The following is a 22,970-nucleotide window of genomic DNA, read 5'->3' on the forward strand; positions in this document are numbered from 1 at the left end:
AAATGGATATCGCGATCATCGTTGGTCTGGACATCATCAGTGGCATTGCTTCGCTCTTGCTCATCAGCGCCGGGCTAGCGGTGATTTTCGGTATGATGAAAATCATCAACCTCGCGCATGGGGAATTCCTCATGCTCGGGGCCTACACAACCGTCCTGTCGGTGTCGGCAGGCGTCAATATCTGGATCGCTATGTTGGTGATCTCGCCCATTGTCGTTGGGCTCATTGGGGTTATCGTTGAACGATGCCTGATCCAGTTTTTGTATGGGCGCCTCGTCGATACAATGCTGGCGACATGGGGCCTTAGCCTTGTCATCGTGGGCGCAACGACAATGATCTTTGGCAACACGATCGTCGGCGTCGCCTCTCCGTTGGGCAGCTTTACGGTGGGGCAATATCAATCCAGCCTCTACACCCCGTTTCTCGCCGTCATGGCGGTGTTGCTCATGGTGCTTATTTGGGCCGTGATGCGGTTTACCCGCGCAGGTCTGATCGCGCGGGCCGTGATGCAAAACCCTGATATGGCTGCAACATTGGGCGTCGATACAGCCAAAATATACATGGCAACCTTTGGGGCAGGTGCTGCGATGTCCGGCCTTGCGGGCGGGTTGCTGGCCCCTGTTGCAGGCATCGTGCCCACCATGGGCGCGGCCTATATCGCAAAGGCATTTATCACCGTGGTCGGTGGCGGCACGTCCATTCTGTGGGGGTTGATCAGCGCATCAGGGCTGTTTGGCTTTATCAATCAAATAGCGGCTTTCCTCACCACGCCTGTCTTCGGCGAGGTCATATTGTTCGCAGCCGCCGTGGTCCTGATCCGACTGCTCCCGACGGGAATATCGGGTAAATTTTTCAAAGGACGTCTCTGATGCCTAACGTGAACGGAATGAAGGCCGCGCTGATCGGCTCTGCGATTGCGGCCCTGGGCGTGATCACCGCGCCGCTTTATGTTGACCTGTTTCAACTCATGCAACTGACCGTCTTTGCCGCCATGGCAATTCTGGCGCTCAGCCTCGGGTTCATCTGGGGCTACGGTGGCATTTTGTGCTTTGGTCAAACCTCGTTTTTCGGGCTGGGCGCATATGCATACGCCATCGCTGCGATCAACTTTGGCGACAGCACCCCCGCGCTGCTGATCGCGATCCTTGTGCCCGTCATCTTTGCGGCCCTTTTGGGGTATTTCATGATCTATGGTGGCATCAGTGACGTCTATCTTGGGGTGATCACCCTGACGGTGTCCCTTATTTTGCTCAATCTGGTGAATTCCACCGCGGGTGATTTTTACAAAATCGGCAAGGCGCGGTTGGGCGGGTTTAACGGCATTCCCGGCGTGCCAACCATCAATATGCCCGGAAATCCCGGCTATATCCTCAGTCCTGAACAAGCATGGGTGCTCACCGGGCTTGCGTTGATCGCCGTGTACCTCGGCCTGCGCGCATTGATCGCGAGCACCTTCGGCCGGGTCATCATCGCCATCCGCGAAAACGAAACCCGCGCCGCGCTGCTTGGATATGACCCCCGGATCTACAAGCTGTTGACCTTCATGATCGGCGGCGCCGTGGCGGGCTTTGCCGGTGCGCTTTATGTGAATTGGGGTGCATTTGTCAGCCCGACAATCTTTGCGCTGGGACTGTCGGCGCAGATCATCATCTGGGTCATTATCGGCGGGCGTGGCACGTTGATTGGCCCAATCATCGGGTGCTTGTTGGTGCAATGGATGGTCACCGAAATCGGCGCGCAACAAACGTTGGATGCGAATTTCATTCTGGGTGCTGTGCTGATCGGTTTTGTTTTGCTTGTGCCCAAAGGCATCGCCCCAACGGTACGCGATTTCGTCGCCTCGCGGCTGTCGCGCACCAAAAACGCCACCGCAATTGAGGACGTCAAACCATGACCCCGACGCCACTCTTAGAAACCAGCAATCTGACAATCCGTTTCGGCGGTGTCACGGCGGTAAACACTGTCAACTTTTCCCTCAAAGAGCAGGAACTGCGCTGCCTGATCGGGCCAAACGGGGCGGGCAAGTCGACGTTTTTCAAACTGCTCACCGGTCAACTGCAACCCACCGAAGGCCATGTGCATCTGCGCGGCCAAGATATCTCTGGCGCGCTGCCCCACCAGATTTCGCGGTTGGGCGTGGGTATCAAAACGCAGGTGCCCAACGTTTTTAACGCGATGACCGTCGCCGAAAATCTCTGGATCGCTGCGCGTCAAAAGCACACATCGCGTTTCGCGACAGATCTGGCCGACAGCATCATGACGCAGCTGCGCCTGACAGCCATTGCCAAACGCGAGGTCGGACAGTTGTCACATGGTCAGCGGCAGTGGGTGGAAATTGGGACGGTGTTGGCGGGCGAGCCCGATCTCATTTTGCTTGATGAACCCGCCGCCGGGATGACCCACGACGAAGTGGAACGGACGGCAGAATTGATCCTTGAGATCAACAAAGAACGCGCTTTGATCGTTGTGGAACATGACATGCAATTCATCAAGATGATCGCCAAAACCGTGACCGTTTTACACCAGGGTGCGGTGCTCATTGAGGATGATGTGCGCACCGTCCTGCAAGACAAGCGTGTGCAAGACGTCTATCTTGGCAAGGGGGTCGCGGCATGATGTTAGATGTTGACGGGCTCCGTTCTGGCTATGGCCGCATTCCGATCCTGATGGGGGTCACGCTGAACGTCACAGAAGGCGAATTTCTGGGCATTCTGGGCCACAATGGCATGGGCAAGACCACGTTGATGAACACGTTGATGGGGCATCTTCCCACAACCGGCGGCACCATCCGGTTTGCCGGGCAGGACATCACCAAGCTGAAGCCTCACCAAAGGTCCCGGACAGGTTTGGGGCTGGTGCCGCAGGGTCGCCAGATCTTTGCGGACCTCACCGTCTACGAGAATTTGCGCATGGGCATGGCGGGGCAATCGGCCGAAGACACCGCATTTATGGATGACATCCTGTCGTTGTTTCCGCGGTTGCAACGGCTGCTAGACAGGCGCGGCGGGGCGCTGTCGGGGGGTGAACAGCAGCTGTTGGCGCTGGCCCGCTGTCTGTGTTCACGGCCCAAACTGATGCTGTTGGATGAGCCGACAGAGGGTATTCAGCCCTCTATTTTAGACGAAATCATCGAGACCCTTTTGGTGCTGCGCGACCGGGGACTGTCGCTCATTCTGGTCGAGCAGAACCTTGAATTTATTGCCGCGTTGTCCAGCCGTGTTCTGACGATCCAAAAAGGGGCCATCGCAGGCGAAATGAGCCCGCAGGACCTGCAAAACCCAGAGGTCGTTGCCCAATTTGTCGGGATGACGGTTGATTGATGGGCGGACGGGCGGCACCGCCCAATCGCCTGAAAACACATAAAACCAGATCAAAACAGTGGAGAAGATCGTGACCGTAACCAGACCAAACATCGAGCAGATCATCAGCATCGGCGCTGATTTGGGGATGACCCTCACCCACGCAGAAGCCGAAGAATACCTCGGCCTTATGGCCGGTAACTTTGCCGCCTATGACGTCGTTGATGCAGAGCCCGATTTTACCCCACCAGTGACCTACCCGCGCACGCCGGGCGTCGCACTTGCCCCCGCAGACAACCCATTTGGGGCCTGGGCCCGCAAGGTGACCGTGCAAGGCGCCCCCGAGGGCAAGCTCAAGGGCAAATCCGTTGCGGTCAAAGACAACGTGGCCATGGCAGGTGTGCCCATGACAAACGGGGCATCAACGCTGGAAGGGTTCATCCCCGTTGCCGATGCCACCATCGTGACCCGTATGCTGGACGCCGGTGCGACAATCGAAGGCAAGTCTGTTTCTGAATATTTTTGCCTGTCCGGGGGCAGCCATACGTCGAAACCGGGCATGGTGCACAACCCACGCCGGGCGGGGTATTCGGCAGGCGGGTCGTCTTCGGGGTCTGCGGCGCTTGTGGGCGGCGGGCTGGTTGATATGGCAATCGGCGGCGATCAGGGTGGGTCCATCCGCATGCCCGCGTCTTTTTGCGGGATCTCGGGCATGAAGCCCACCCACGGGTTGGTGCCCTATACCGGCGTCATGCCCATCGAATCGACGATCGACCACACCGGCCCGATGACCAATTCGGTCGCGGATAACGCATTGCTGCTAGAAGTTCTGGCCGGCGCCGATGGGTTGGACCCGCGCCAATACGCCCCCAAGGTGGACACCTATACCAAAGGGTTGGACCGCGGCGTGAAGGGCATGAAAATCGGTGTTCTCAAAGAAGGGTTCACCGCCGCCAATCTGATGCCGGGCATCACAGATTCGGTCAAAGAAGCGGCCGAAACCTACCGTGGCCTTGGTGCCATCGTCGAAGAGGTGTCTATTCCCGATCACCTGCTGGCCGCTGCGATCTGGGCTCCCATCGCGCTTGAAGGTCTGCAATGGCAAATGATGCAGGGCAATGGCATGGGCATGAACTGGAAGGGCGCCTATGATGTCGGACTGGTGGATTACCACGCAGGCTGGCGCCAAAATGCCGACGATTTGTCCGAAAGCCTCAAGCTTGCCATGTTGATGGGTCAATACGGGATCGATCATTTCAATGGCCGCTACTACGCCAAGGCGCAAAACATCGCGCGCAAGGTCAAGGCAAGCTATGATGCCGCATTCGCCAACTACGACATTTTACTGATGCCGACCCTGCCGATCACCGCGTCCAAACTGCCCGAAGCCGGGGCGTCTATTACCGAGGTCGCCAACCGCGCCTTTGAGATGATTGCCAATACCGCGCAGTTTGACGTAACGGGGCATCCGTCCATGTCGATCCCCTGTGGTCAGGTCAATGGTCTGCCGGTTGGCTTGATGTTGACGGGCGCAGATTACACCGAAAGCACCATTTACACGGCGGCAGCGGCCTTTGAGGCAACGGTCGACTGGACAGCTGGGTCTGCGACCTAAAACCCACGCGACACCCCAGTGAACCGCATCAGGCCGGGCGGCAATGCCACCGGCCTGATGCCCCGTGCGGTGCCATACCCCGCAAAACTGTCTCGACAAAAAGAGGACCCCCCATGACAATCACCCGACCCACCGTTGAAGAAGTGCAAGCCGCCGCATTGGAGATCGGCATACATTTCGATGCCGCCGAAGCCGCCATCTATCATGAATTGATGCAAGGTCAGCTTGATGCCTACGATCTGGTTGATAGCCTCAAAGCAGATCTGCCCCACGTGGCGTATCCGCGATCTGCCGTGGAAAAACCAGCGCCCGAGGACAACCCCCACAACGCCTGGGCCGTCAAAACGACCCTCAAGGGGGCCGCCACAGGGCCGTTGGCAAACAAACGCATCGCCATCAAGGATAACGTCTGCGTGGCAGGCCTGCCCATGGCAAACGGTACCTCGATTTTGTCGGACTACACTCCCGACACGGACGCCACAATCGTCACCCGTATTTTGGACGCAGGCGGCGAGATCCTTGGGAAATCCAACTGCGAATTCTATTGCGCGTCGGGGGGCAGCCACACGTCCATCAACGGGTTTGTCGAAAACCCCACAGTGCCGGGGTTCAATGCGGGGGGGTCGTCCTCTGGGTCCGCAGCGCTGGTCGCGGCGGGGGTGGTCGACATGGCGACCGGTGGTGATCAGGGCGGGTCCGTACGGATCCCCGCGTCTTATTGCGGTGTCGTGGGGCTGAAACCGACCCATGGGTTGGTGCCCTACACCGGTATTTTCGCCGTGGAACTCACCTTGGATCACGCAGGGCCTATCACCCGCACCGTGGCGGATAACGCGTTGATGCTCGAAGTGATGGCCGGGCCCGATGGTCTGGACCCGCGCCAAAGCGGCGCCCCTTCACAACCCTATACCCAAGCGTTGGATCGTGGCGTCAAAGGATTGCGGGTTGGCATCGTGCCAGAGGGCTTTGGCACACCCGGTGCAGAACCAGAAGTGGATGCGCGCGTGACAGAGGCCGCCGAAAAGCTGGCTGCGGCCGGTGCGATTGTCAGCACGGTATCCGTCCCACTGCATGCTGTGGGCGCGGCAATCTGGACGCCGATCTTCCTTGAGGGTGCGTATGATTTGATGATGCGCCACAATGCACACGGCACCAACATGAAAACCGTGTTTCTTGAGGGCCTGCTAGACGCCCAAAGCGGCTGGAAAGACCGCGCCGACGAGCTGTCAGAAACCATGAAGCTGGGGATGCTGACGGGGCATTTCACGACCACGCGCACCCAAGGCCGGTATTACGGTAAGGCACAAAACCTCAACCGGCTGCTGACCGCAGACTACACACGCGCGCTGTCTGAAGTTGACGTGTTGCTGATGCCCACCACCCCGATGGCGACCACCCGTTTGCCCGCGAAAGATACAGGCCCGGCAGAGGTGATCGCGCGGGCCTTTGAAATGGTCGGCAATACTGCTCCGTCCTGTGCGACGGGCCATCCCGCCATATCGGTGCCTGTGGGAAACACCGCAGACGGTCGACCCATCGGTGCGATGCTGATCGCGGGGCATCACGACGAAATGACGTTGTTCAGCGCCGCGCAAGAGCTGGAAACAGCCTACGCCTAAAACCCCGCTCCGGCAGGCTGTTGCATCACCGGCAGCCTGTTGGGCCTGCACCCCACGGCATGTGTGTCCTGCTATGCCGAGGCCAAAAAAAACCCCGCCACAAAGGGCGAGGTTCAGGTGAGTGCCATCAATGGCCGCCTTTTTCAAAAGGCCGCAGGCACCGGCGGTGTTCGGTAAATGAATAGGTTAGTTGGCCATCTCCGACCGGATCTGCTGGCGCAGCACGTCAATGGGGACCCTCTTGCCATCTTGCTTGAAGGTCCAATACGTCCACCCATTGCAGCTTGGCGCGCCTTCCAGATGGGCGCCAACCTGATGGATAGATCCCTTGACGTCATTGCCGATCAACGTGCCATCGGCACGCACCTTGGCGATCTGACCCCGTGGGGAAAACAGCTCTTCGCCGGGGCGCAGCATACCGCGTTCGACCAATTGCCCAAAAGGGACACGCGGCTCTGCGCGTTTGGATGTCGACACCTGCAGTGCCTCACGGTCGAATTTGCGTACCTTTGAAAGACGTTTTTCTGCGACTTTACGGTAGGCGGCTTCGCGTTCGATGCCGATAAAATCACGCCCCAGCATTTTCGCCACCGCGCCCGTGGTGCCTGTTCCAAAGAACGGATCCAGCACGACATCGCCGGGGTTCGTTGACCCGACCAATACACGGTGCAGCAGGCTTTCTGGCTTTTGCGTCGGGTGCGCTTTGTCGCCCTTTTCGTTCTTGAGACGTTCATGCCCGTTGCAGATTGGTAAAACCCAATCAGACCGCATCTGAATGCCTTCGTTCAACGCCTTCAGGGCTTCGTAGTTGAAGGTATATTTGCTGCCTTCGGACTTACCCGCCCAAATCATGGTTTCATGGGCGTTGGTAAACCGCTTGCCCCGGAAATTGGGCATCGGGTTGGATTTGCGCCACACCACGTCGTTCAAGATCCAGAAGCCCGCGTCTTGCAACGCAGATCCGACCCGGAAAATATTATGATAGCTGCCGATAACCCAGATCGCACCGTTGGGTTTCAACAACCGACGTGCGGCTTTCAGCCACGCACGCGTGAATTTATCGTAGGCCCCAAAGCTCGCGAATTGGTCCCACGCATCGTCCACCGCGTCTACGCGGCTGTTGTCTGGGCGGTGCAATTCACCCTTGAGCTGCAGGTTGTAGGGCGGGTCCGCAAAGATCAAATCGACCGACGCCTCGGGCAGGCTGTTCATCATTTCGATGCAATCGCCGTCCAAAATCGTGTTCAGGGGAAGCGTCGTTTCGCTCTTGGTTTTTATCATATTCATCTGCCTCTGTGCCGGTGCTTTGTGCACTCGTTGCTTGGCCCCAGCATGAGTCATAGGCGATTCGCGGTCAAATTCTTTTTTGAATCAATACCTTAAGTTTTTATCTTGATACAACATATTGTGGACAGGTTTGAACGTACGTCTATGGTGTGGGGTGGGCCCAAGATTTTGAAGCGCCGACATGTGGCTTTTTGATCCATATCCCATGTTGGTTTCCCATCCATAACCCGGATGCTGTTGCGCTAAATCCACCATCAGCCTGTCGCGGGCAATTTTTGCAACAATCGACGCTGCCGAAATCGACAAACACCGGGTGTCTCCTTTGACCACAGGCTGGGCTGCAATGTTCATCCCGCGCGGGATCATCGACCCATCGATCAGCACATGGTCAGGGCCCTGCGCCAACCCCGCAACCGCGCGCATCATCGCAAGGTGACTGGCCCGCAAGATGTTGTGTTGTTCGATCTCTTCGACCGAGGCATGCGCGACTGACACTTGGGCGCAATCCATCAACTGCTCCGCCAGATAGATCCGTTTCTTGATCGATAGCTGTTTGGAATCGTTCAGACCTTCAGGGATCCGCGCGGGGTCCAGCACCACCGCCGCGGCCGTCACCGGCCCTGCCAACGGGCCGCGCCCCACCTCGTCAACGCCCGCGACGCGCAGCGCGCCTTTGTCATATACGGCCTGTTCAAATGCAAAATCTGGTTTCATGCAGAGGTGATCCAACGAACGGCTGCGCAGCACAACCCCGTTCGCGAAAAAACGCGCCCCCCGAAGGAGGCGCGCGGTACTGGTTAAAAATGCAAGAGCACGCCCGAACGCGCCCTATTTGACCAAGGTCAGATCAACCGAAGCCGCCAACCTTAGATCGGCCACGTCATTAGCGACGCGCCAATTGGTATCCCGATTGCCGCAGGCAGCTCAGCTCGTAGCCACGGCCCTGCGCGCCAGCCCCCTGAACGCGCACGGCGCAATGTTGTGGCAACTGCCGAACCTGGGCGTTGCTGTTGCGCAGACATTGGCTGCTGACATACCGGACCCGGCCCGTGTTTGCCTGAACCGACCGCACACAACCGCCCGGCAGTGCCCTTTGACTGGTGCGGTGCCGCGTCGTTTTCGGGGCCGACCGGATGACACGTGGGTTGGCGCGGGTGATCGGCGCGCTCTGATAGTGACGCGTGACGTTGCGATCTTCGGATTTCCGCGCGTTCCGGTCATGGATGACCTTACCCACAAACGCGACCCCGGCGATCGCGGCCAACGCTTTGATGGCATCACTGTCGGCGCGGGCCGGCGCACTGCCAATGACGGTCACGGTCAGGGCGGCGGCAATGATAGACGCGATGAATTTACGGTGCATGAGACGGCTCCTTACGATTGAACGGGACCACGTGCAGGGCGGGTGGCCTTGTCCTGAACCATATGGGCGCGCCCCCCGCAGACAGGCAATATCAGGGGGGTGTTATGCGATAACACGCGCCACAAACCCCTTTTGTTATTGAATATCCTGCCCGCACAGCACAGAATTACCCCATGAAACACTCCGTACGTATTGCCAGCCTGATGATCGCCTTAGCGCTGCCGCATACCGGGCATGCCGCCGACTGTTATGCCGATTACAAAGCCAAACAAGACAACCCGCTGCGCCTGCATTATGGTGTTGCAGCTGTGCGCAACTGTTCGCCAACGGGGGCGCAGGCAGAACTGTCTGCGCGGCTCGCGGCGCAGGGGTGGACGCTACTGAACATTATGTCTGTCTTTGACGACAGCGGGCTGGAAGAAAGGAAACAGAGTGCAGGATCCAACTTCCTCCGCTTCTGATATGCGGCGGTCTGGTGGGCGGATCGTGGTGTTTGGCCTTGCCGCGATTGTCCTGATCTTGCTGATCGCAGCCGTGATGTTGTTCTGGGCGCTGCCCGACGGCAACGCATTTGATGCGCGCGTCGAACAGCTGTTTGTGGAAAACAACGACCTGACCGCGCAGGCCGAGATCAAGCTACTAGAAATTCTGGCGCAATCGGGCACCGCCTTTTCCGACACCTTGATGAGCTACCGTTTGGTGATCTTTGTGCTGCTTATCTTCGCAACGGCGATGTTGATCGCGGCATTGGTGTTTTTGATCATGCTGGTCAGTTTCAACCGTCGCATGGCGCAGATTGAACGCGCGGGCATTCAGGTGAATTCGCTATTGATCAGCCGCGAGGAAAATACCGTTTATCTCAATAATCTCGGGTTCAAGTTGACCGACGCCGCAATGGAAACGATGTCGGTTCTGGCCGAGGCTCGCATGGATGACGACGTGCTGTCTGGCTCGCAGATCGAAGGCGTCATATCGGGGCGCAGTGCGACCGATTGCGAAGAAGCCGCAGGTGCCACCCGGATCAAACGCCTGCGCGACACGTTGGGCAACCAGATCGTATCAGAGCTGTTGGTGAAAAACATCGCGCGGCGCGGCTATATGTTGGCCATCGACAAAGACGTGATCAAGGTTATTTGATCCGCGGCGGCGCGGTGGGTCACGCGGCTGTGTCATCTGCGCACAAGGCGCCACGCCAATCTGGGTTCTGGTCATCCCGTGAAATCTGCGGTTAGTGTTGCGTAACGTATACATTGTCACCGGAGAACCCTGATGCCTGCGCCCCTCAATTCTTTCAAAAAAGCCTTGGCCGACGGGGAAACCCTATTGGGATGCTGGATGAGTTTCGCCGAAAGCATCACCGCCGAGGCCCTGAGCGGTGTGGGCTTTGACTGGCTGTTGATCGACGGTGAACATTCGCCCAACGACATCCGGTCTATCCGCGATCAACTTGTGACGCTGAAAGGCAGCGACAGCCATGCGGTTGTGCGCGTGCCCGTGGGCGAGACATGGATCATCAAACAGGCGTTGGATGCGGGCGCGCAGACAATTTTGGTCCCTATTGTCGAAACCGCCGACCAAGCCCGCGATCTGGTGCGCGCCTGCCATTACCCCCCCGAAGGGACGCGGGGCGTCGGCTATGCCGTTGGGCGCGTGTCGAATTTCGGCCAAATGGAAAACTACGGCCCGACGGCAAACGCGCAAATCTGCCTGCTGGTGCAGGTGGAAACCAAGACCGGCCTTGATAACCTTGACGAAATCCTCGCCGTTGAAGGCGTCGATGGCGTGTTCATCGGCCCGGCCGATCTGTCGGCCAGTCTGGGGTATTTGGGTCAGGCCATGCACCCCGACATGCAGGCCACTATCATGGCCGCGCTGCGCAAGATCAGCGCCAGTGGCAAGGCCGCAGGCATCCTGACATCGGACGACGGGATGATACAGGCGTCTTTGGATGCAGGCGCCCGGTTCGTCGCCGTGGCGATGGATATCGGGCTTTTGGTCAATTCCGCCAAGGCCGTTTGCACCAAGTGGAAGGCCAAGACCGGCTGAGGGTCTTCCCCTTAACCTCCAAGGGGTATAAGAGGCGCGAACCATCCCTTTAACTTGGAGTAAAACAGATGGGTTACCGCGTCGTTGTAGCGGGTGCCACAGGTAATGTGGGCCGCGAAATGCTGAACATCCTTTCCGAACGTCACTTTCCGGTTGACGAATTGACGGTGCTTGCCTCGCGCAAGTCGCTGGGTACGGAAGTGAGCTTTGGTGAGAAGACGCTCAAGACGAAGGACCTTGATACGTTTGACTTCACAGGCTGGGACATTGCGCTGTTTGCTGTAGGGTCCGAGGCCACGAAGAAATACGCGCCTGCCGCCGCCAAGGCCGGGTGCATCGTGATCGATAACTCGTCGCTGTACCGGTATGACCCGGACGTGCCGTTGATCGTGCCCGAAGTGAACGCAGATGCCGTCGAAGGTTACGCCAAGAAAAACGTCATCGCCAACCCCAACTGTTCGACCGCACAGATGGTCGTGGCCCTCAAGCCGCTGCATGACCGTGCAACGATCAAACGGGTTGTTGTGTCCACGTACCAATCGGTATCGGGCGCCGGCAAAGCAGGCGCGGACGAGTTGTGGGATCAGACCAAATCGATCTACAACCCGACCGATGACAAACCGCCAAAGACGTTTACCAAACAGATCGCGTTTAACGTGATCCCGCACATCGACATCTTCATGGAAGACGGCACCACCAAAGAAGAGTGGAAGATGGTCGCGGAAACAAAAAAGATCATTGATCCAAAGATCAAGGTCACGGCGACCTGTGTGCGGGTTCCCGTGTTTGTTGGCCATTCCGAGGCGATCAACATCGAATTCGAAGACCACCTGGACGAAGACGAAGCGCGCGAGATCCTGCGCGAGGCGCCCGGCATCATGGTGATCGACAAACGCGAAGACGGTGGCTACGTGACGCCGGTGGAATGTGTCGGTGATTTCGCCACGTTCATCAGCCGCGTCCGTCAAGACAGCACAATCGACAACGGGCTGAACCTGTGGTGCGTGTCTGACAACCTGCGCAAAGGCGCCGCGTTGAACGCCGTGCAAATCGCCGAACTCGTGGGCAATCGGATCCTGAAAAAGGGCTGATCGCCGCCCAAAACACAAGCCTCTCCTGACTTTCTCCGGGGGGGGCTTTTGCGTAGCCGCGATTATAAACCGACCAATCCAGACAGCTGCCTTAGGGGGTTTACCGCCCCCCCCGTATCGACCACAGATTTGCTGTGCGCGGGCGGGTAACGTCGTTTTGAGCCTTTGTTCTTTCAACTGTTTTTCAAGCGCCCCTACCCTCTAGCAGTGGCTCGTCGCATTTCAAATGTGACGAAACCCAAAGCCGAATGGTGAGTTAAGAGAACCACACAAAACCGAACTACTTTCGCCAATAGATAAATCATTCAAAAACAGTTGGTTACAGAATCCAACCACGCCCGCCCACCTGCCGCATTGCGCGTACAGATAAGGCACCACAAACGCTAGGGTTGGTTAGATTTCGCGGGGGTCTTTGGGTTTACCGGGCCCGAAACGACGCAGGAACGTCACATAAGAAAACCCAAGGTCCGCAGTGTTGCACAGCTTGTGCCCACTGGTTTCGGTATGCAGTGACAGACCGCCCCACGCGATTCTCAGGAAATACCCGTGACTGCGTAGGCGAGCGTCCAGGTCATCCCAATCCTTGGCTTCGGCCATGTCGCGGAACAGCAGCTTTTGCAATGCAAAGATCAATCTCTGATCAACAATTTCAGACTTCTTTTTCTCACCCCGATGCCTCGCGAGATGCGCAATCAGCACATCTTCGACAATCTTGGCGACAGTACCTTCTTGCTCGGTCGCCAAATCATGCACAGCAAGCGCAAGCTCTGCAGGCAATTGGATCGAGACAGTACGTCTGTTCATGCCGCAGAGCATTCCTTAATTTAGGTTTATAAATTGTTAAAACCGCTCGGCGCGGAGCACTTCGCAGTCCACAATTGTTACCACGCCAATGTGGCGGTCCACGACCCCAAAAGCGGCTTCGAGCAAATCATCGCATTTTTCGGGGCGCACGATGCAAATAACCTGCACCATACCGCTGGCTCTGCCTATTTCACCGGCGCGAGTCCAGGCCCCGGATCGGCCCGACCCGCCCAGCACAGGCAAAACCGTAAACCCCGTCACGCCCGCCTTGATCAACGCTTCGGTGAGGCGCGATTGCATGATGGCCTCGATGGTGATTTCAACCCGTTTGGCATGGTGCGTTTGCATGGTTCAGGCTCCTGTTAGCGCCGAGGCGACCGCAACATAAAGTGGGATGCCCAGCGTTAGGTTGAAGGGGAACGTCACGCCCAGTGACAGCGTGAGGTAGATAGAGGGGTTCGCTTCGGGCAGGGCCACGCGCATGGCGGCAGGCACCGCGATATAAGACGCCGAGGCAGACAGCACCATCATCAGCGCCACGCCCCCGGTGGACAGGCCCAATAGCAGCCCTGCCATCAGCCCGCATAGGCTGCCCACGATGGGCATCAATAGCCCAAACGCCAGCACACCGGGCCGCAATACGCCACTGCCCCCTCGCAGCCCGCGCCCCGCAACCAACCCCATATCAAGCAAAAACAAGCACAACACGCCTTTGAACGGCGCTACAATAAAGCTGGAAATTTCCGCCAGCCCGTCTTCGCCAGTGGCCCAGCCGATGAAAAAGGCGCCCACTAGCAGCACAATTGACCCGTTCAGCATGATTTCGCGCCATAGGTCGCTGTCCATGCGTTGCCCCTCGCCGCTGCGCGAGATGAGCCAAAGCGCCGATAAAATCGCGGGGGCTTCCATCGCCGCGGCGACGGCAACCATATAGCCTTCGGCCGCGATGCCGCTACTTTCCAGCACCGAACTGGCCGCAACAAAGGTCACAATAGAGATCGATCCGTAGTGCGCAGCCACCGCGGCCGCGTCCAGACGACTCAGTTGTGTCATCACGTTGAGCAGCGCAAAGGCAATCAACGGCAAGACCGCAGACAGGACAAGCCCGGCGACCAGTGTCAGCCCCAGTTTCAAGTCGATCCCGTGGGCCGATACGCTGACGCCTCCTTTGAAGCCGATAGCGAACAGCAAGTAGATCGACAAGGCTTTGGCGGCGGCTTCAGGGACGCTCAGATCAGACCGCGCCAAGGCAGCGGCCACCCCCAGAGCAAACGACAAGATAATCGGAGACACCAGGTTATTTGCCGCCAATGACAGGATCTGATCCACGTATTACTCCTTGATAGGTGCGGCCGTCACAAGCAGGGTTAGACGCGGTGGAAACTTTGCGTCGTGGAATCAAAACATTCCAGCCCGCCCTCGCCGATATCCGTCCACAGACCATGCAACGTCAATGCGCCCTCTTCCACCTTGTTACTGATGAACGGGAAGGTCATCAGGTTTTCTAGGCTCACCAAAATCGCTTGTTTTTCAAGCTTCTGCGCCTGAATTTTTACATCTGTTTCGGCGGCAACCATATCGTATTTGGGGCGCAGGATATCCATCCACCGCCCGACAAAACTATGCGGGTCTTCCAATTGCGGCGCGTTGCCTTGGCACATGTCGATGCACCCTTTCACGCCCCCACAACTGGAATGCCCCAGCACGATAACATGCGCCACGTGCAACATGCTAACCGCATATTCCACCGCAGCAGACGTCCCGTGGTGGTCGCCATCAGGTTCATAGGGTGGCACCAGATTGGCGACGTTTCGATGGGCGAAAAACTCACCCTGATCAGCGCCGAAAATCGAATTTACATTCACGCGGCTATCGCAGCATGAAATCACCATGGCACGCGGCCGTTGGCCTTCGTTTGCCAGATGCTTGTACCATGCTTTGTTTTCCGCATAGCCGGTCGCTTTCCAGCCATGATAGCGCTGTACCAGGTACTGCGGCAGCGGTTTTGCCTGATCCATATCCATCCCATTTTATCGTTCTGTGGACCGGAACTATACTGTATTCTCATAGAATTCGAGCGAAAATTAGATGCGGCCTCAACACTTTGGATAGGTTTCATCCTCATAAAGGTGCCATGCCGTGGGGGCATAAGAGGTGAGTGAAATGGATCAAGTCCTGAATATCAGGCTGAAAGAAACAGTGCGTGTCGATCAAGATCGACTGGCTGCGTTGTATTTGGAACTCGGCGAGGTCGGGGCCGAAGACGTCGTATGTCGCGCCATGGAAGAAATGGCGTTGCGCCTGTCTCACTGTGGCCGCATGCACACCAGTAGAAACATGAAAGAGCTGCGCAAATGCGCCCGCTCGCTGATCGCGATTGGCGACCAGATCGGGATGCACGCCCTGACCCGCGTCGCAGGCGACGTCACAAATGCGATCGATTCCAGCGACGGCCCCGCCGTATCAGCCACCCTGGCCCGTTTGATCCGGATCGGGGAACAATCCCTGACCGCTATCTGGGATCTACAAGACATCACAATCTGACACCTTGCACGCAGGGCGCGACAGGCTAGGCTGGGGCAAATCTTCCCTCGAAAGGCCTGCGCCCATGCCGCTCCCACTTTTTGCCGATGCAAATGATACCCTCCGCCCCTTGCACGTCGTTGACCAAGACCAGTTTGGCGACTGGCACAGCACGCAACCAGACGATCTAGTCGCGTGGCTTGACGTGCAGGGGTTCACCGGGGCTTTGGGCCAGGCCGTCCTCGTGCCCGGCGCGCCCGAAACCGCGGTGGTGGGGTATGGCACAGCCCGCACACGGGCGCGGGGCCGGTTTCATCTGGCCGCCGCGGCCGCGAAACTGCCCAAGGGCGCCTATGCCATCGCATCGGGCCTTCCCAAAGATCACACCGAAGTCGAAACATTGGGCTGGCTTTTAGCGGGCTACCGGTTCGACCGCTACAAAACGCAACCCCCGATGGCTGCCCAACTGGCCGCCCCAACCGGCATCGATGCACATGCCATCGCCGCCATCGCAACGGGCGAGGCCCTGACCCGCGACCTGATCAACACCCCTGCATCCGACATGGGGCCAGATGATCTGGAACAAGCCGCCCGTGATCTGGCAGTGCAACATGGCGCAGACATCCAAGTCATTCTGGGCGACGACCTGCTGGCCCAGAATTTCCCGATGATCCACACCGTCGGCCGCGCCGCCAATCGCGCGCCCCGGCTGATCGATATGCATTGGGGCACCGACGGGCCGCGCATCACGCTGGTGGGCAAAGGTGTCTGTTTTGACACCGGCGGGCTGAACCTCAAACCCGGCGCCTCTATGGGGCTGATGAAAAAAGACATGGGTGGCGCGGCGGCTGTGTTGGGCCTTGCCCATATGATCATGGCCAGCGACCTGCCCATACAGCTACGCGTCCTGATCCCCGCCGTCGAAAATTCGGTTGCGGGCAATGCCTTCAGGCCCGGTGACATCCTGACCTCGCGCAAGGAGCTGACGGTCGAGATTAACAACACCGATGCCGAAGGTCGCCTTGTGCTGGCCGACGCGCTGGCCTTGGCGCAAGAAGACACGCCAGACCTCATCGTGTCGATGGCCACCCTAACGGGGGCCGCCCGCGTTGCCGTCGGCCCAGATCTCGCGCCCTACTACTGCGATGATACGCAGTTTGTGCAACACCTCGAACAGGCCGCGACCCAACAGGCCGACCCGGTGTGGCGCATGCCATTCCACACCCCCTATGAACCCATGATCGAACCCGGCATCGCCGATCTGGACAACGCCCCCAAGGGCGGTTTTGCCGGTTCCATCACCGCCGCGCTCTTTTTGCGTCGCTTCGTCGAACAAACACCCTACGCGCATTTCGACATCTACGGCTGGCAACCCGGCGATGCCCCCGCGCGCGCCAAAGGCGGGGTGGGCCAAGCCACCCGCGCGTTGTTGAAAACCATCGCGGCACTGTCTGCCACATGACACATGACCCCCGCGATACACCTGATCCCGCGCTGGTGACCCGCGATGACCCGATGCAAATCATCGTCCCCGTGGCCGATCTTATGCGCAAACCCGGCGGCCCCCGTGACCGGCAACTGCTGCTTGGCGATGCGGTCACAGTGCTGCATCACCAACACGAATGGCGGCTGATCCGGGCACATAAAAACGGCTACTGCGGGTATCTTCACGCCACATCCCTTGGCGCGCACGGCAAACCCACCCACACGGTCACGGCGCGCGCTACCCACGCGCATTCCGCCCCCAATATCAAATCTCCCGAACGCACAAGCCTGTCTTTCGGCAGCCAACTCACCGTTCACACACTCACAGATACCTTCGCCGAAACAGACCACGGCTTTGTCCCAAAACAACACATAGATCTGTTGGAAAACACCGCCACAGACCCGGTCAACGTGGCCCACCTGTTTGTCGGGACCCCCTACCTCTGGGGCGGAAACAGCGCTTGGGGCATCGATTGCTCGGGCCTTGTCCAAACCGCGTGCCTGGCCTGCGCCATCCCCTGCCCCGGCGACAGCGACCAACAAGAAACCCACCTCGGCGCGCGCCAACCACCCAACACTGCTTATCGCCGCAATGATCTTCTGTTTTGGGCCGGCCACGTCGCATGGGTGGTCAACCCAACGACATTACTACACGCAAACGCCGGAGACATGGCCGTCGCACAAGAACCCATAGATGCCGCAATCGCCCGGATCGCAGCCCAAGGAGACGGCCCCGTCACCGCCCATAAACGTCTGAATATCGCCTGACACCACCACCCACGCCAAACGCAATCGCCGGAGGCGGTTGCAAATATCGTGTGGCCCGGAACGGGCCTCCGGTCTGCAAAATTCAGTCGACCGCGCGAATGAGCTTTCGCTCCAGCACCCGCAACACCGTCTTCAGGTCATGCCCGCGCCGCAAGATCTGACCATCCATGCCAATCACCGCATACATCCCTTGTTTGTCACGCATCTTTGGGCGTTTTTCGATCCGGTACATCGGGTTTTCCGCTGTCCGCCGAAACACCGAAAACACCGCCACCTCGCGCAGGCACGAGATGCCATAATCACGCCATTCCCCCGCTGACACAAAGCGACCATAGAGCGATAAAATCACCGCCAGCTCGGTGCGATGAAAGGCGACCTGCTGAGGCGGTAGCTGATGCAGGTTATTTGACGGCGGTACCGGGATATTCATAGGGTCAGATTTGCGCTCTTATGCGCACAAATCAAGCCCCCGCACGGGTTGGCCTGCATCCGGGCGCACCAGTTACACACCATAGCGCGCCATAAACGTCTGAACCGCACCATCCACAACCCGCTCGATATCCTCATCCGTCACAGTTTTGGTCATACCAAAGATCAACCGCGGCCAAACATCTGCTTTGCACAATTCGCCAAACTGATCCGCCGCTAGGTTGCGATCTGTGATGCGCAACTCGCCACGGGCCTCCGCCTGTTCAAAATACGCGGCCATTTCCGCGCGCATCACTGCGGGGCCAGAATTATAGAACTTTTGCCCCAATTCGGGAAATCGATCTGCCTCGGCCACACAAATCCGAAAAATCTGCTGGCCAAATTGCGATGTGATAAACCGCAAAAAGTGGCGCCCGGTCTGCTGCAACACTTCCTCGGGCGCGGCACTCATATCAATACTGTCCAGCGCATCGCTTGACTGGCGCTGGCATTCCGTCGTCGCCACTTCCATGAACAACAGCCGTTTATCCGGGAAATAACTGTAAAGCGTGGCCTTAGACACATTTGCCACCCGCGCGATCTTATCAACGCTGGCCCCTTCAAACCCGTCAGCCATGAACACCTGCCGGGCCCCTTCAAGCACCTGATCGAACTTGCGCCCTTTGCGAATAATATCAGCGTTTGATGCCATGGGGCCCTCATCTTGATCCGCCTACCGTATAAACTGAACGGTTCAGTTCCAAGGAAAAATTGCACATCGCGTCTCTTGCGCCGGGTCTTGCGGCCATGCCTCGGGCGCGCTAGCTCAACACATACACCCTCAGCAAAGGACAAAGCCCATGCAAACCCTTTCAGAAAACACCTGCTTTGGCGGCATTCAGGGGGTGTACACCCATACCTCCAAGGTTTGCGCCGGCGACATGACCTTTGGGCTGTTTCTGCCACAAGAAGCGCGCGATGGGCCGGTGCCTTTGCTATGGTTTTTGTCAGGCCTGACCTGCACCCATGACAACGCGATGACCAAGGCAGGCGCGCAGGCTTGGGCGGCCGAACAGGGTATCGCATTGGTGTTTCCCGACACGTCCCCCCGTGGCGACGATGTGGCCAATGATGATGCCTTTGATCTGGGTCAGGGTGCTGGGTTTTACGTGAATGCGACGCAAACGCCGTGGGCGCCGCATTTTCAGATGTGGGATTATATCACCCAAGAACTGCCGCATCTGTTGGGTCAGGAATTTGCATTAGACATGACGCGTCAGGCGATAACGGGGCATTCCATGGGCGGCCACGGGGCGTTGACCATGGCCATGTCCCTGCCGGGTCGGTTCCGGTCTGTTTCAGCCTTTGCGCCAATATCGAACCCCGTTGCAAGCGATTGGGGTCGCAAACAGTTTTCTGCTTATTTGGGCGACGATGAAACCAATTGGGCGGCGCATGATGCGACCCTATTGATGCGTAAAACGGGGTTTGACGGCCCGATGTTGATAGATACCGGCACCAAAGATCAATTCCTTGATTTGCTTATGCCCGAAGCGTTGGCGCAGGCCATTGCCGCGCGCCGACAGCAGGCGACCGTGCGGTTCCAACCGGGGTACGACCACAGCTATTTCTTCATCTCGACCTTCATGGAAGAACACATCGCGTTTCATGCAGACGCACTTTACGCATGACGGCCCTGTATCTGGATGCCGATGCCTGCCCAGTCAAATCCGAGGCAGAAAAAGTCGCAACCCGCCACGGCGTGCGCATGTATGTCGTGTCAAACGGCGGGTTGCGCCCCTCGCAAAACCCACTGGTCGAGACAGTCATCGTGGCCGACGGCCCAGACGTGGCCGACATGTGGATCGCCGACCGCTGCGGCCCCGGTGATGTTGTGGTCACCGGCGACATCCCTCTTGCGGCCAAATGTGTAGAAGCCGGTGCGCAGGTGCTCAAGCATAACGGCGAACCCCTGACCGGCGCGAACATCGGAAATGTTCTGGCCACGCGGGATCTTATGGCCGATTTGCGCGCGGCGGATCCGTTTCGTCAGGGCGGCGGCAAGGGCTTTACAAAGGCGGATCGATCGCGTTTCCTTGACGGGCTGGAACGGGCGCTGCGGACGGCCAAAGCAACCACCAGTCGGTAATTTCAAAGAGGTCCGCATGCCCCCCAAAGCAGTGATTTTCGACATCGGCAACGTGCTGATCGAATGGCAACCCGAACGGTTTTATGATGCCGCCATCGGCGAAGACCGCCGCCGCGCCATGTTCGATGCGGTTGACTTGCACGGCATGAACGAATTGGTCGACCTTGGCGCCCATTTTACCGACACGGTTTATGCGCAGGCTGATGCCACACCCGAATGGCGCGATGAAATCCGCATGTGGCATGACCGCTGGATCGAAATGGCGACCCCGGTGATTGATCATTCTGTCCGACTGATGGCGGCATTGCAGGCACGCGGCGTGCCGGTGTTTTCACTGACCAATTTCGGGATCGAAAGCTACGATTTCGCCGCCACCCATTACCCGTTTTTGCGCCAATTCGACCGGGATTTTATATCAGGCCACATGCGCCTGACCAAACCCAACCCCGATATCTATGCGCAGCTTGAACAGACCACCGGTTTAAACGGGGCGGATCTGATCTTTACCGATGACCGGGCCGACAACATCGCGGCCGCCGCCGCGCGGGGCTGGCAGACGCATCTGTTTGAAGGCCCGCAAGGCTGGGCCGACGCGCTGGTCGAACGTGGTCTTTTGACACCCGCCCAAGCGGTATGACACCGACGGTCATTCCCTTTGCCGAAGGGCAGGCGCACCTTGACTGGATCGCCCTGACGGATGCGTTGGCCGCCGGTCACAGCCTGCCAAAAGCTGAAATCGCAGATACGTTTTTGTACCGCGATCCTGACACGCTGTTGAACCGCGCCGCATGGATTGACGGGTTGGGGTTGGCGGTAAAATCCGCCACAATTTTCCCGGGAAACGCGGCGCAGGGCGGATCAACCGTCAACGGCGGGGTGATGTTGTTTTCCGACCGCGATGGCACCTTGCAGGCAATCGTTGATTTCCATCTGGTCACCAAATGGAAGACCGCCGGAGATAGTCTTTTGGCGGCGCGGCGGTTGGCGCGCCCAGATAGCAAACGCATCTTGATAGTCGGCGCCGGCACTCAGGCGCGCGGCCTGCATGCCGCCTATAGCGCGGCCTTTCCCGGTGCGCAGTTCACCGTGTGGAACCGTACCGCCAAGAACGCCGAAACAGTCGCGCAAGAGCTTGGCATGACCGTTGCGACGTCGCTGCAAGACGCCGTGGCGACCGCCGATATCATCACATCCGCCACCATGTCGACCGATCCGGTGATCCGGGGGGATTGGCTGCAACCGGGTCAACATGTCGATCTGATCGGCGCGTACCGCCCTGATATGCGCGAAGTTGACGACGCAGCCCTGCACCGCGGCACGCTGTTTGTCGATAGTATCGATACCACCATCGACCACATCGGAGAGCTTAAGATCCCGGTGCAGACAGGCGCAATTTCAGCAGATGATATCGTTGCGGATTATTATAATCTCGACGCGTTCCAACGGCGCAGTGACGATGAAATCACGATCTTCAAGAACGGTGGCGGCGCGCATCTGGATCTGATGACCAGTCGCTATATTCTGGACCGTTGGAGCACCCGGTGATCTTGTGGGTTTGCGCCATTGCGGCCCTGTTGATCACCGCGCCGATCCTGCGCGAACGGTTCAAACGCCCCGTAGATGACGCAACCCGCGCCGCAGCGCCGGGCCAATTTGCGCGATTGTCTCAAGGTGTCACTCACTATCAGTGGCACGGGTCCGATGGCCCGATGGTGGTCTGCGTGCACGGCCTGACCACCCCCAGTTTTGTCTGGCAAGCACTGGCGGCGGGGTTGGTGCAAATGGGATTTCGTGTGTTGGCCTATGATCTTTATGGGCGCGGGTATTCCGACCATGTGCCCGGCGCGCAGGATCATGCGTTTTTCCAAACCCAGCTGACCGACCTATTGGCAGATCAAGACGTGGGCGACAACATCACCCTGATTGGCTATTCCATGGGCGGCGCAATCGCGACCGTCTTTGCGGCGCAAAACCGCGCGCGGTTGCGGCGGTTGATCTTGCTGGCCCCGGCGGGGATGAGGCCGGTCGCCACCGGGTGGGTTGGGTCCATGATACGCACACCGCTGGTCGGGTCGTGGTTGATGCTGCTGACATACCCCCGCAGCCTGCGCGCCGGGCTCGCCGCCGAAGCAGACCAACTCACCCATGTGAAAAACATCTCCACCCTGCAAACCGCCGAATTGGGCCGCCGTGGGTTTGTGCCCAGCGTACATGCCAGCCTATGCGGCGCTTTGGCCACAACATTGCACACCGAACACCACGCCCTGCGCGATGCGGGCCTGCCGGTACTGGCGATCTGGGGGGCGGATGATGCGGTGATCCCGCTCGCGGCATCTAAACAGTTGCACCATTGGAACACGAGCGCCCAAACCGCGATCATCGACACCGCGGGCCACGGGCTGCCCTATACACATACGCCAGACGCGTTGGGTCATATCGCCCGGTTTTTACCGCATAGCTGACGACATGCCACAATTTCGCATGATATCCAAAGGTGGCCTTTTCTATGCCAC

27 protein-coding genes are annotated in these 22,970 nt (G+C 58.4%); 18 read left to right on the forward strand and 9 right to left on the reverse strand.

Annotated elements, in window-relative coordinates; genetic code table 11:
• Positions 1-2 precede the first annotated feature (2 nt).
• From ABJH13_RS16660 to ABJH13_RS16685, 6 genes are all read left to right on the forward strand, one after another.
• On the forward strand, positions 3-869 hold the full coding sequence (locus tag ABJH13_RS16660) for a branched-chain amino acid ABC transporter permease (protein ID WP_348407336.1): 867 nt from the start codon (positions 3-5) through the stop codon (positions 867-869).
• Positions 869-1,894, forward strand: a complete 1,026-nt coding sequence (locus tag ABJH13_RS16665) for a branched-chain amino acid ABC transporter permease (RefSeq protein ID WP_348407337.1) — start codon at positions 869-871, stop codon at positions 1,892-1,894. Before ABJH13_RS16660 ends, ABJH13_RS16665 begins: the two co-directional genes overlap by 1 nt.
• On the forward strand, positions 1,891-2,616 hold the full coding sequence (locus ABJH13_RS16670; RefSeq protein ID WP_348407338.1) for an ATP-binding cassette domain-containing protein: 726 nt from the start codon (positions 1,891-1,893) through the stop codon (positions 2,614-2,616). The genes ABJH13_RS16665 and ABJH13_RS16670 overlap by 4 nt, the downstream gene beginning before the upstream one ends.
• Positions 2,613-3,320 carry an ABC transporter ATP-binding protein gene (locus ABJH13_RS16675; RefSeq protein ID WP_348407339.1) on the forward strand — a complete coding sequence of 236 codons (708 nt, stop codon included), beginning with the start codon at positions 2,613-2,615 and terminating at the stop codon, positions 3,318-3,320. Before ABJH13_RS16670 ends, ABJH13_RS16675 begins: the two co-directional genes overlap by 4 nt.
• A 70-nt stretch (positions 3,321-3,390) precedes the next feature.
• Positions 3,391-4,914, forward strand: coding sequence for an amidase (locus tag ABJH13_RS16680; protein ID WP_348407340.1), 1,524 nt, complete (start codon positions 3,391-3,393; stop codon positions 4,912-4,914).
• Between the two features lie 113 nt (positions 4,915-5,027).
• Positions 5,028-6,533 (forward strand): amidase, encoded by a 1,506-nt coding sequence (locus tag ABJH13_RS16685; RefSeq protein WP_348407341.1) that lies wholly within the window; start codon positions 5,028-5,030, stop codon positions 6,531-6,533.
• A gap of 186 nt (positions 6,534-6,719) precedes the next feature.
• Here the strand turns inward: ABJH13_RS16685 and ABJH13_RS16690 are convergent, their stop codons facing one another.
• The 3 genes from ABJH13_RS16690 to ABJH13_RS16700 all read right to left on the reverse strand — a co-directional run bounded on the left by ABJH13_RS16690 (position 6,720) and on the right by ABJH13_RS16700 (position 9,183).
• Entirely contained in the window at positions 6,720-7,820 is a 1,101-nt protein-coding gene (locus ABJH13_RS16690; RefSeq protein WP_348407342.1) for a site-specific DNA-methyltransferase, read from the reverse strand.
• An 84-nt stretch (positions 7,821-7,904) separates the two neighbouring features.
• Entirely contained in the window at positions 7,905-8,534 is a 630-nt protein-coding gene (locus tag ABJH13_RS16695) for a ribonuclease HII (protein ID WP_348407343.1), read from the reverse strand.
• A gap of 169 nt (positions 8,535-8,703) precedes the next feature.
• A complete protein-coding gene (locus tag ABJH13_RS16700) occupies positions 8,704-9,183 on the reverse strand; it encodes a hypothetical protein (RefSeq protein WP_348407344.1) in 480 nt (159 codons plus the stop codon).
• Between the two features lie 173 nt (positions 9,184-9,356).
• On the opposite strand from ABJH13_RS16700, the gene ABJH13_RS16705 reads away from it, so the two are divergent.
• From ABJH13_RS16705 to ABJH13_RS16720, 4 genes are all read left to right on the forward strand, one after another.
• Positions 9,357-9,644 (forward strand): hypothetical protein, encoded by a 288-nt coding sequence (locus ABJH13_RS16705; RefSeq protein ID WP_348407345.1) that lies wholly within the window; start codon positions 9,357-9,359, stop codon positions 9,642-9,644.
• Positions 9,616-10,320, forward strand: a complete 705-nt coding sequence (locus tag ABJH13_RS16710) for a hypothetical protein (RefSeq protein WP_348407346.1) — start codon at positions 9,616-9,618, stop codon at positions 10,318-10,320. The genes ABJH13_RS16705 and ABJH13_RS16710 overlap by 29 nt, the downstream gene beginning before the upstream one ends.
• Before the next feature lie 132 nt (positions 10,321-10,452).
• The gene (locus ABJH13_RS16715) at positions 10,453-11,229 is read left to right on the forward strand and encodes an HpcH/HpaI aldolase/citrate lyase family protein (protein ID WP_348407347.1); all 777 of its coding nucleotides are present in this window, start codon (positions 10,453-10,455) and stop codon (positions 11,227-11,229) included.
• A gap of 68 nt (positions 11,230-11,297) precedes the next feature.
• Positions 11,298-12,320 carry an aspartate-semialdehyde dehydrogenase gene (locus ABJH13_RS16720; protein WP_348407348.1) on the forward strand — a complete coding sequence of 341 codons (1,023 nt, stop codon included), beginning with the start codon at positions 11,298-11,300 and terminating at the stop codon, positions 12,318-12,320.
• A 393-nt stretch (positions 12,321-12,713) separates the two neighbouring features.
• On the opposite strand, the gene ABJH13_RS16725 is transcribed toward ABJH13_RS16720, so the two are convergent.
• From ABJH13_RS16725 to ABJH13_RS16740, 4 genes are read right to left on the reverse strand one after another with little or no spacing between them, the layout of a single operon-like run.
• Positions 12,714-13,124, reverse strand: a complete 411-nt coding sequence (locus tag ABJH13_RS16725; protein ID WP_348407349.1) for a hypothetical protein — start codon at positions 13,122-13,124, stop codon at positions 12,714-12,716.
• A 36-nt stretch (positions 13,125-13,160) separates the two neighbouring features.
• Positions 13,161-13,472 carry a transcriptional regulator gene (locus tag ABJH13_RS16730; RefSeq protein ID WP_348407350.1) on the reverse strand — a complete coding sequence of 104 codons (312 nt, stop codon included), beginning with the start codon at positions 13,470-13,472 and terminating at the stop codon, positions 13,161-13,163.
• 3 nt (positions 13,473-13,475) lie between these two features.
• Entirely contained in the window at positions 13,476-14,453 is a 978-nt protein-coding gene (locus ABJH13_RS16735; RefSeq protein WP_348407351.1) for a sodium-dependent bicarbonate transport family permease, read from the reverse strand.
• A gap of 38 nt (positions 14,454-14,491) precedes the next feature.
• Positions 14,492-15,142, reverse strand: coding sequence for a carbonic anhydrase (locus ABJH13_RS16740; RefSeq protein ID WP_348407352.1), 651 nt, complete (start codon positions 15,140-15,142; stop codon positions 14,492-14,494).
• Between the two features lie 145 nt (positions 15,143-15,287).
• Between ABJH13_RS16740 and ABJH13_RS16745 the strand changes: the two genes are divergently transcribed.
• The 3 genes from ABJH13_RS16745 to ABJH13_RS16755 all read left to right on the forward strand — a co-directional run bounded on the left by ABJH13_RS16745 (position 15,288) and on the right by ABJH13_RS16755 (position 17,900).
• Complete coding sequence (locus ABJH13_RS16745; RefSeq protein ID WP_348407353.1) at positions 15,288-15,668, forward strand: hypothetical protein; 381 nt, start codon at positions 15,288-15,290, stop codon at positions 15,666-15,668.
• A gap of 64 nt (positions 15,669-15,732) precedes the next feature.
• On the forward strand, positions 15,733-17,109 hold the full coding sequence (locus ABJH13_RS16750) for a leucyl aminopeptidase family protein (protein ID WP_348407354.1): 1,377 nt from the start codon (positions 15,733-15,735) through the stop codon (positions 17,107-17,109).
• On the forward strand, positions 17,106-17,900 hold the full coding sequence (locus ABJH13_RS16755; protein ID WP_348407355.1) for an NlpC/P60 family protein: 795 nt from the start codon (positions 17,106-17,108) through the stop codon (positions 17,898-17,900). Before ABJH13_RS16750 ends, ABJH13_RS16755 begins: the two co-directional genes overlap by 4 nt.
• Before the next feature lie 82 nt (positions 17,901-17,982).
• Here ABJH13_RS16755 and ABJH13_RS16760 read toward each other — a convergent pair whose 3' ends face one another.
• Positions 17,983-18,330, reverse strand: a complete 348-nt coding sequence (locus ABJH13_RS16760; RefSeq protein WP_348407356.1) for a DUF2794 domain-containing protein — start codon at positions 18,328-18,330, stop codon at positions 17,983-17,985.
• Between the two features lie 72 nt (positions 18,331-18,402).
• Entirely contained in the window at positions 18,403-19,020 is a 618-nt protein-coding gene (locus tag ABJH13_RS16765; RefSeq protein WP_348407357.1) for a TetR/AcrR family transcriptional regulator, read from the reverse strand.
• A 148-nt stretch (positions 19,021-19,168) separates the two neighbouring features.
• On the opposite strand from ABJH13_RS16765, the gene fghA reads away from it, so the two are divergent.
• The 5 genes from fghA to ABJH13_RS16790 are packed head-to-tail and all read left to right on the forward strand — an operon-like array spanning position 19,169 to position 22,919.
• The gene (gene fghA, locus ABJH13_RS16770) at positions 19,169-19,999 is read left to right on the forward strand and encodes an S-formylglutathione hydrolase (RefSeq protein ID WP_348407358.1); all 831 of its coding nucleotides are present in this window, start codon (positions 19,169-19,171) and stop codon (positions 19,997-19,999) included.
• Positions 19,996-20,457, forward strand: coding sequence for a YaiI/YqxD family protein (locus ABJH13_RS16775; protein ID WP_348407359.1), 462 nt, complete (start codon positions 19,996-19,998; stop codon positions 20,455-20,457). Before fghA ends, ABJH13_RS16775 begins: the two co-directional genes overlap by 4 nt.
• Positions 20,458-20,473: 16 nt before the next feature.
• Positions 20,474-21,094 carry an HAD-IA family hydrolase gene (locus ABJH13_RS16780; RefSeq protein ID WP_348407360.1) on the forward strand — a complete coding sequence of 207 codons (621 nt, stop codon included), beginning with the start codon at positions 20,474-20,476 and terminating at the stop codon, positions 21,092-21,094.
• Positions 21,091-22,002 carry an ornithine cyclodeaminase gene (locus tag ABJH13_RS16785; RefSeq protein ID WP_348407361.1) on the forward strand — a complete coding sequence of 304 codons (912 nt, stop codon included), beginning with the start codon at positions 21,091-21,093 and terminating at the stop codon, positions 22,000-22,002. Before ABJH13_RS16780 ends, ABJH13_RS16785 begins: the two co-directional genes overlap by 4 nt.
• Positions 21,999-22,919, forward strand: coding sequence for an alpha/beta hydrolase (locus ABJH13_RS16790; protein ID WP_348407362.1), 921 nt, complete (start codon positions 21,999-22,001; stop codon positions 22,917-22,919). The genes ABJH13_RS16785 and ABJH13_RS16790 overlap by 4 nt, the downstream gene beginning before the upstream one ends.
• Positions 22,920-22,970: the final 51 nt, after the last annotated feature.

Origin of the sequence: Roseobacter sp., from assembly GCF_039970775.1 — a bacterium.
Classification (GTDB): Bacteria; Pseudomonadota; Alphaproteobacteria; order Rhodobacterales; family Rhodobacteraceae; genus Roseobacter.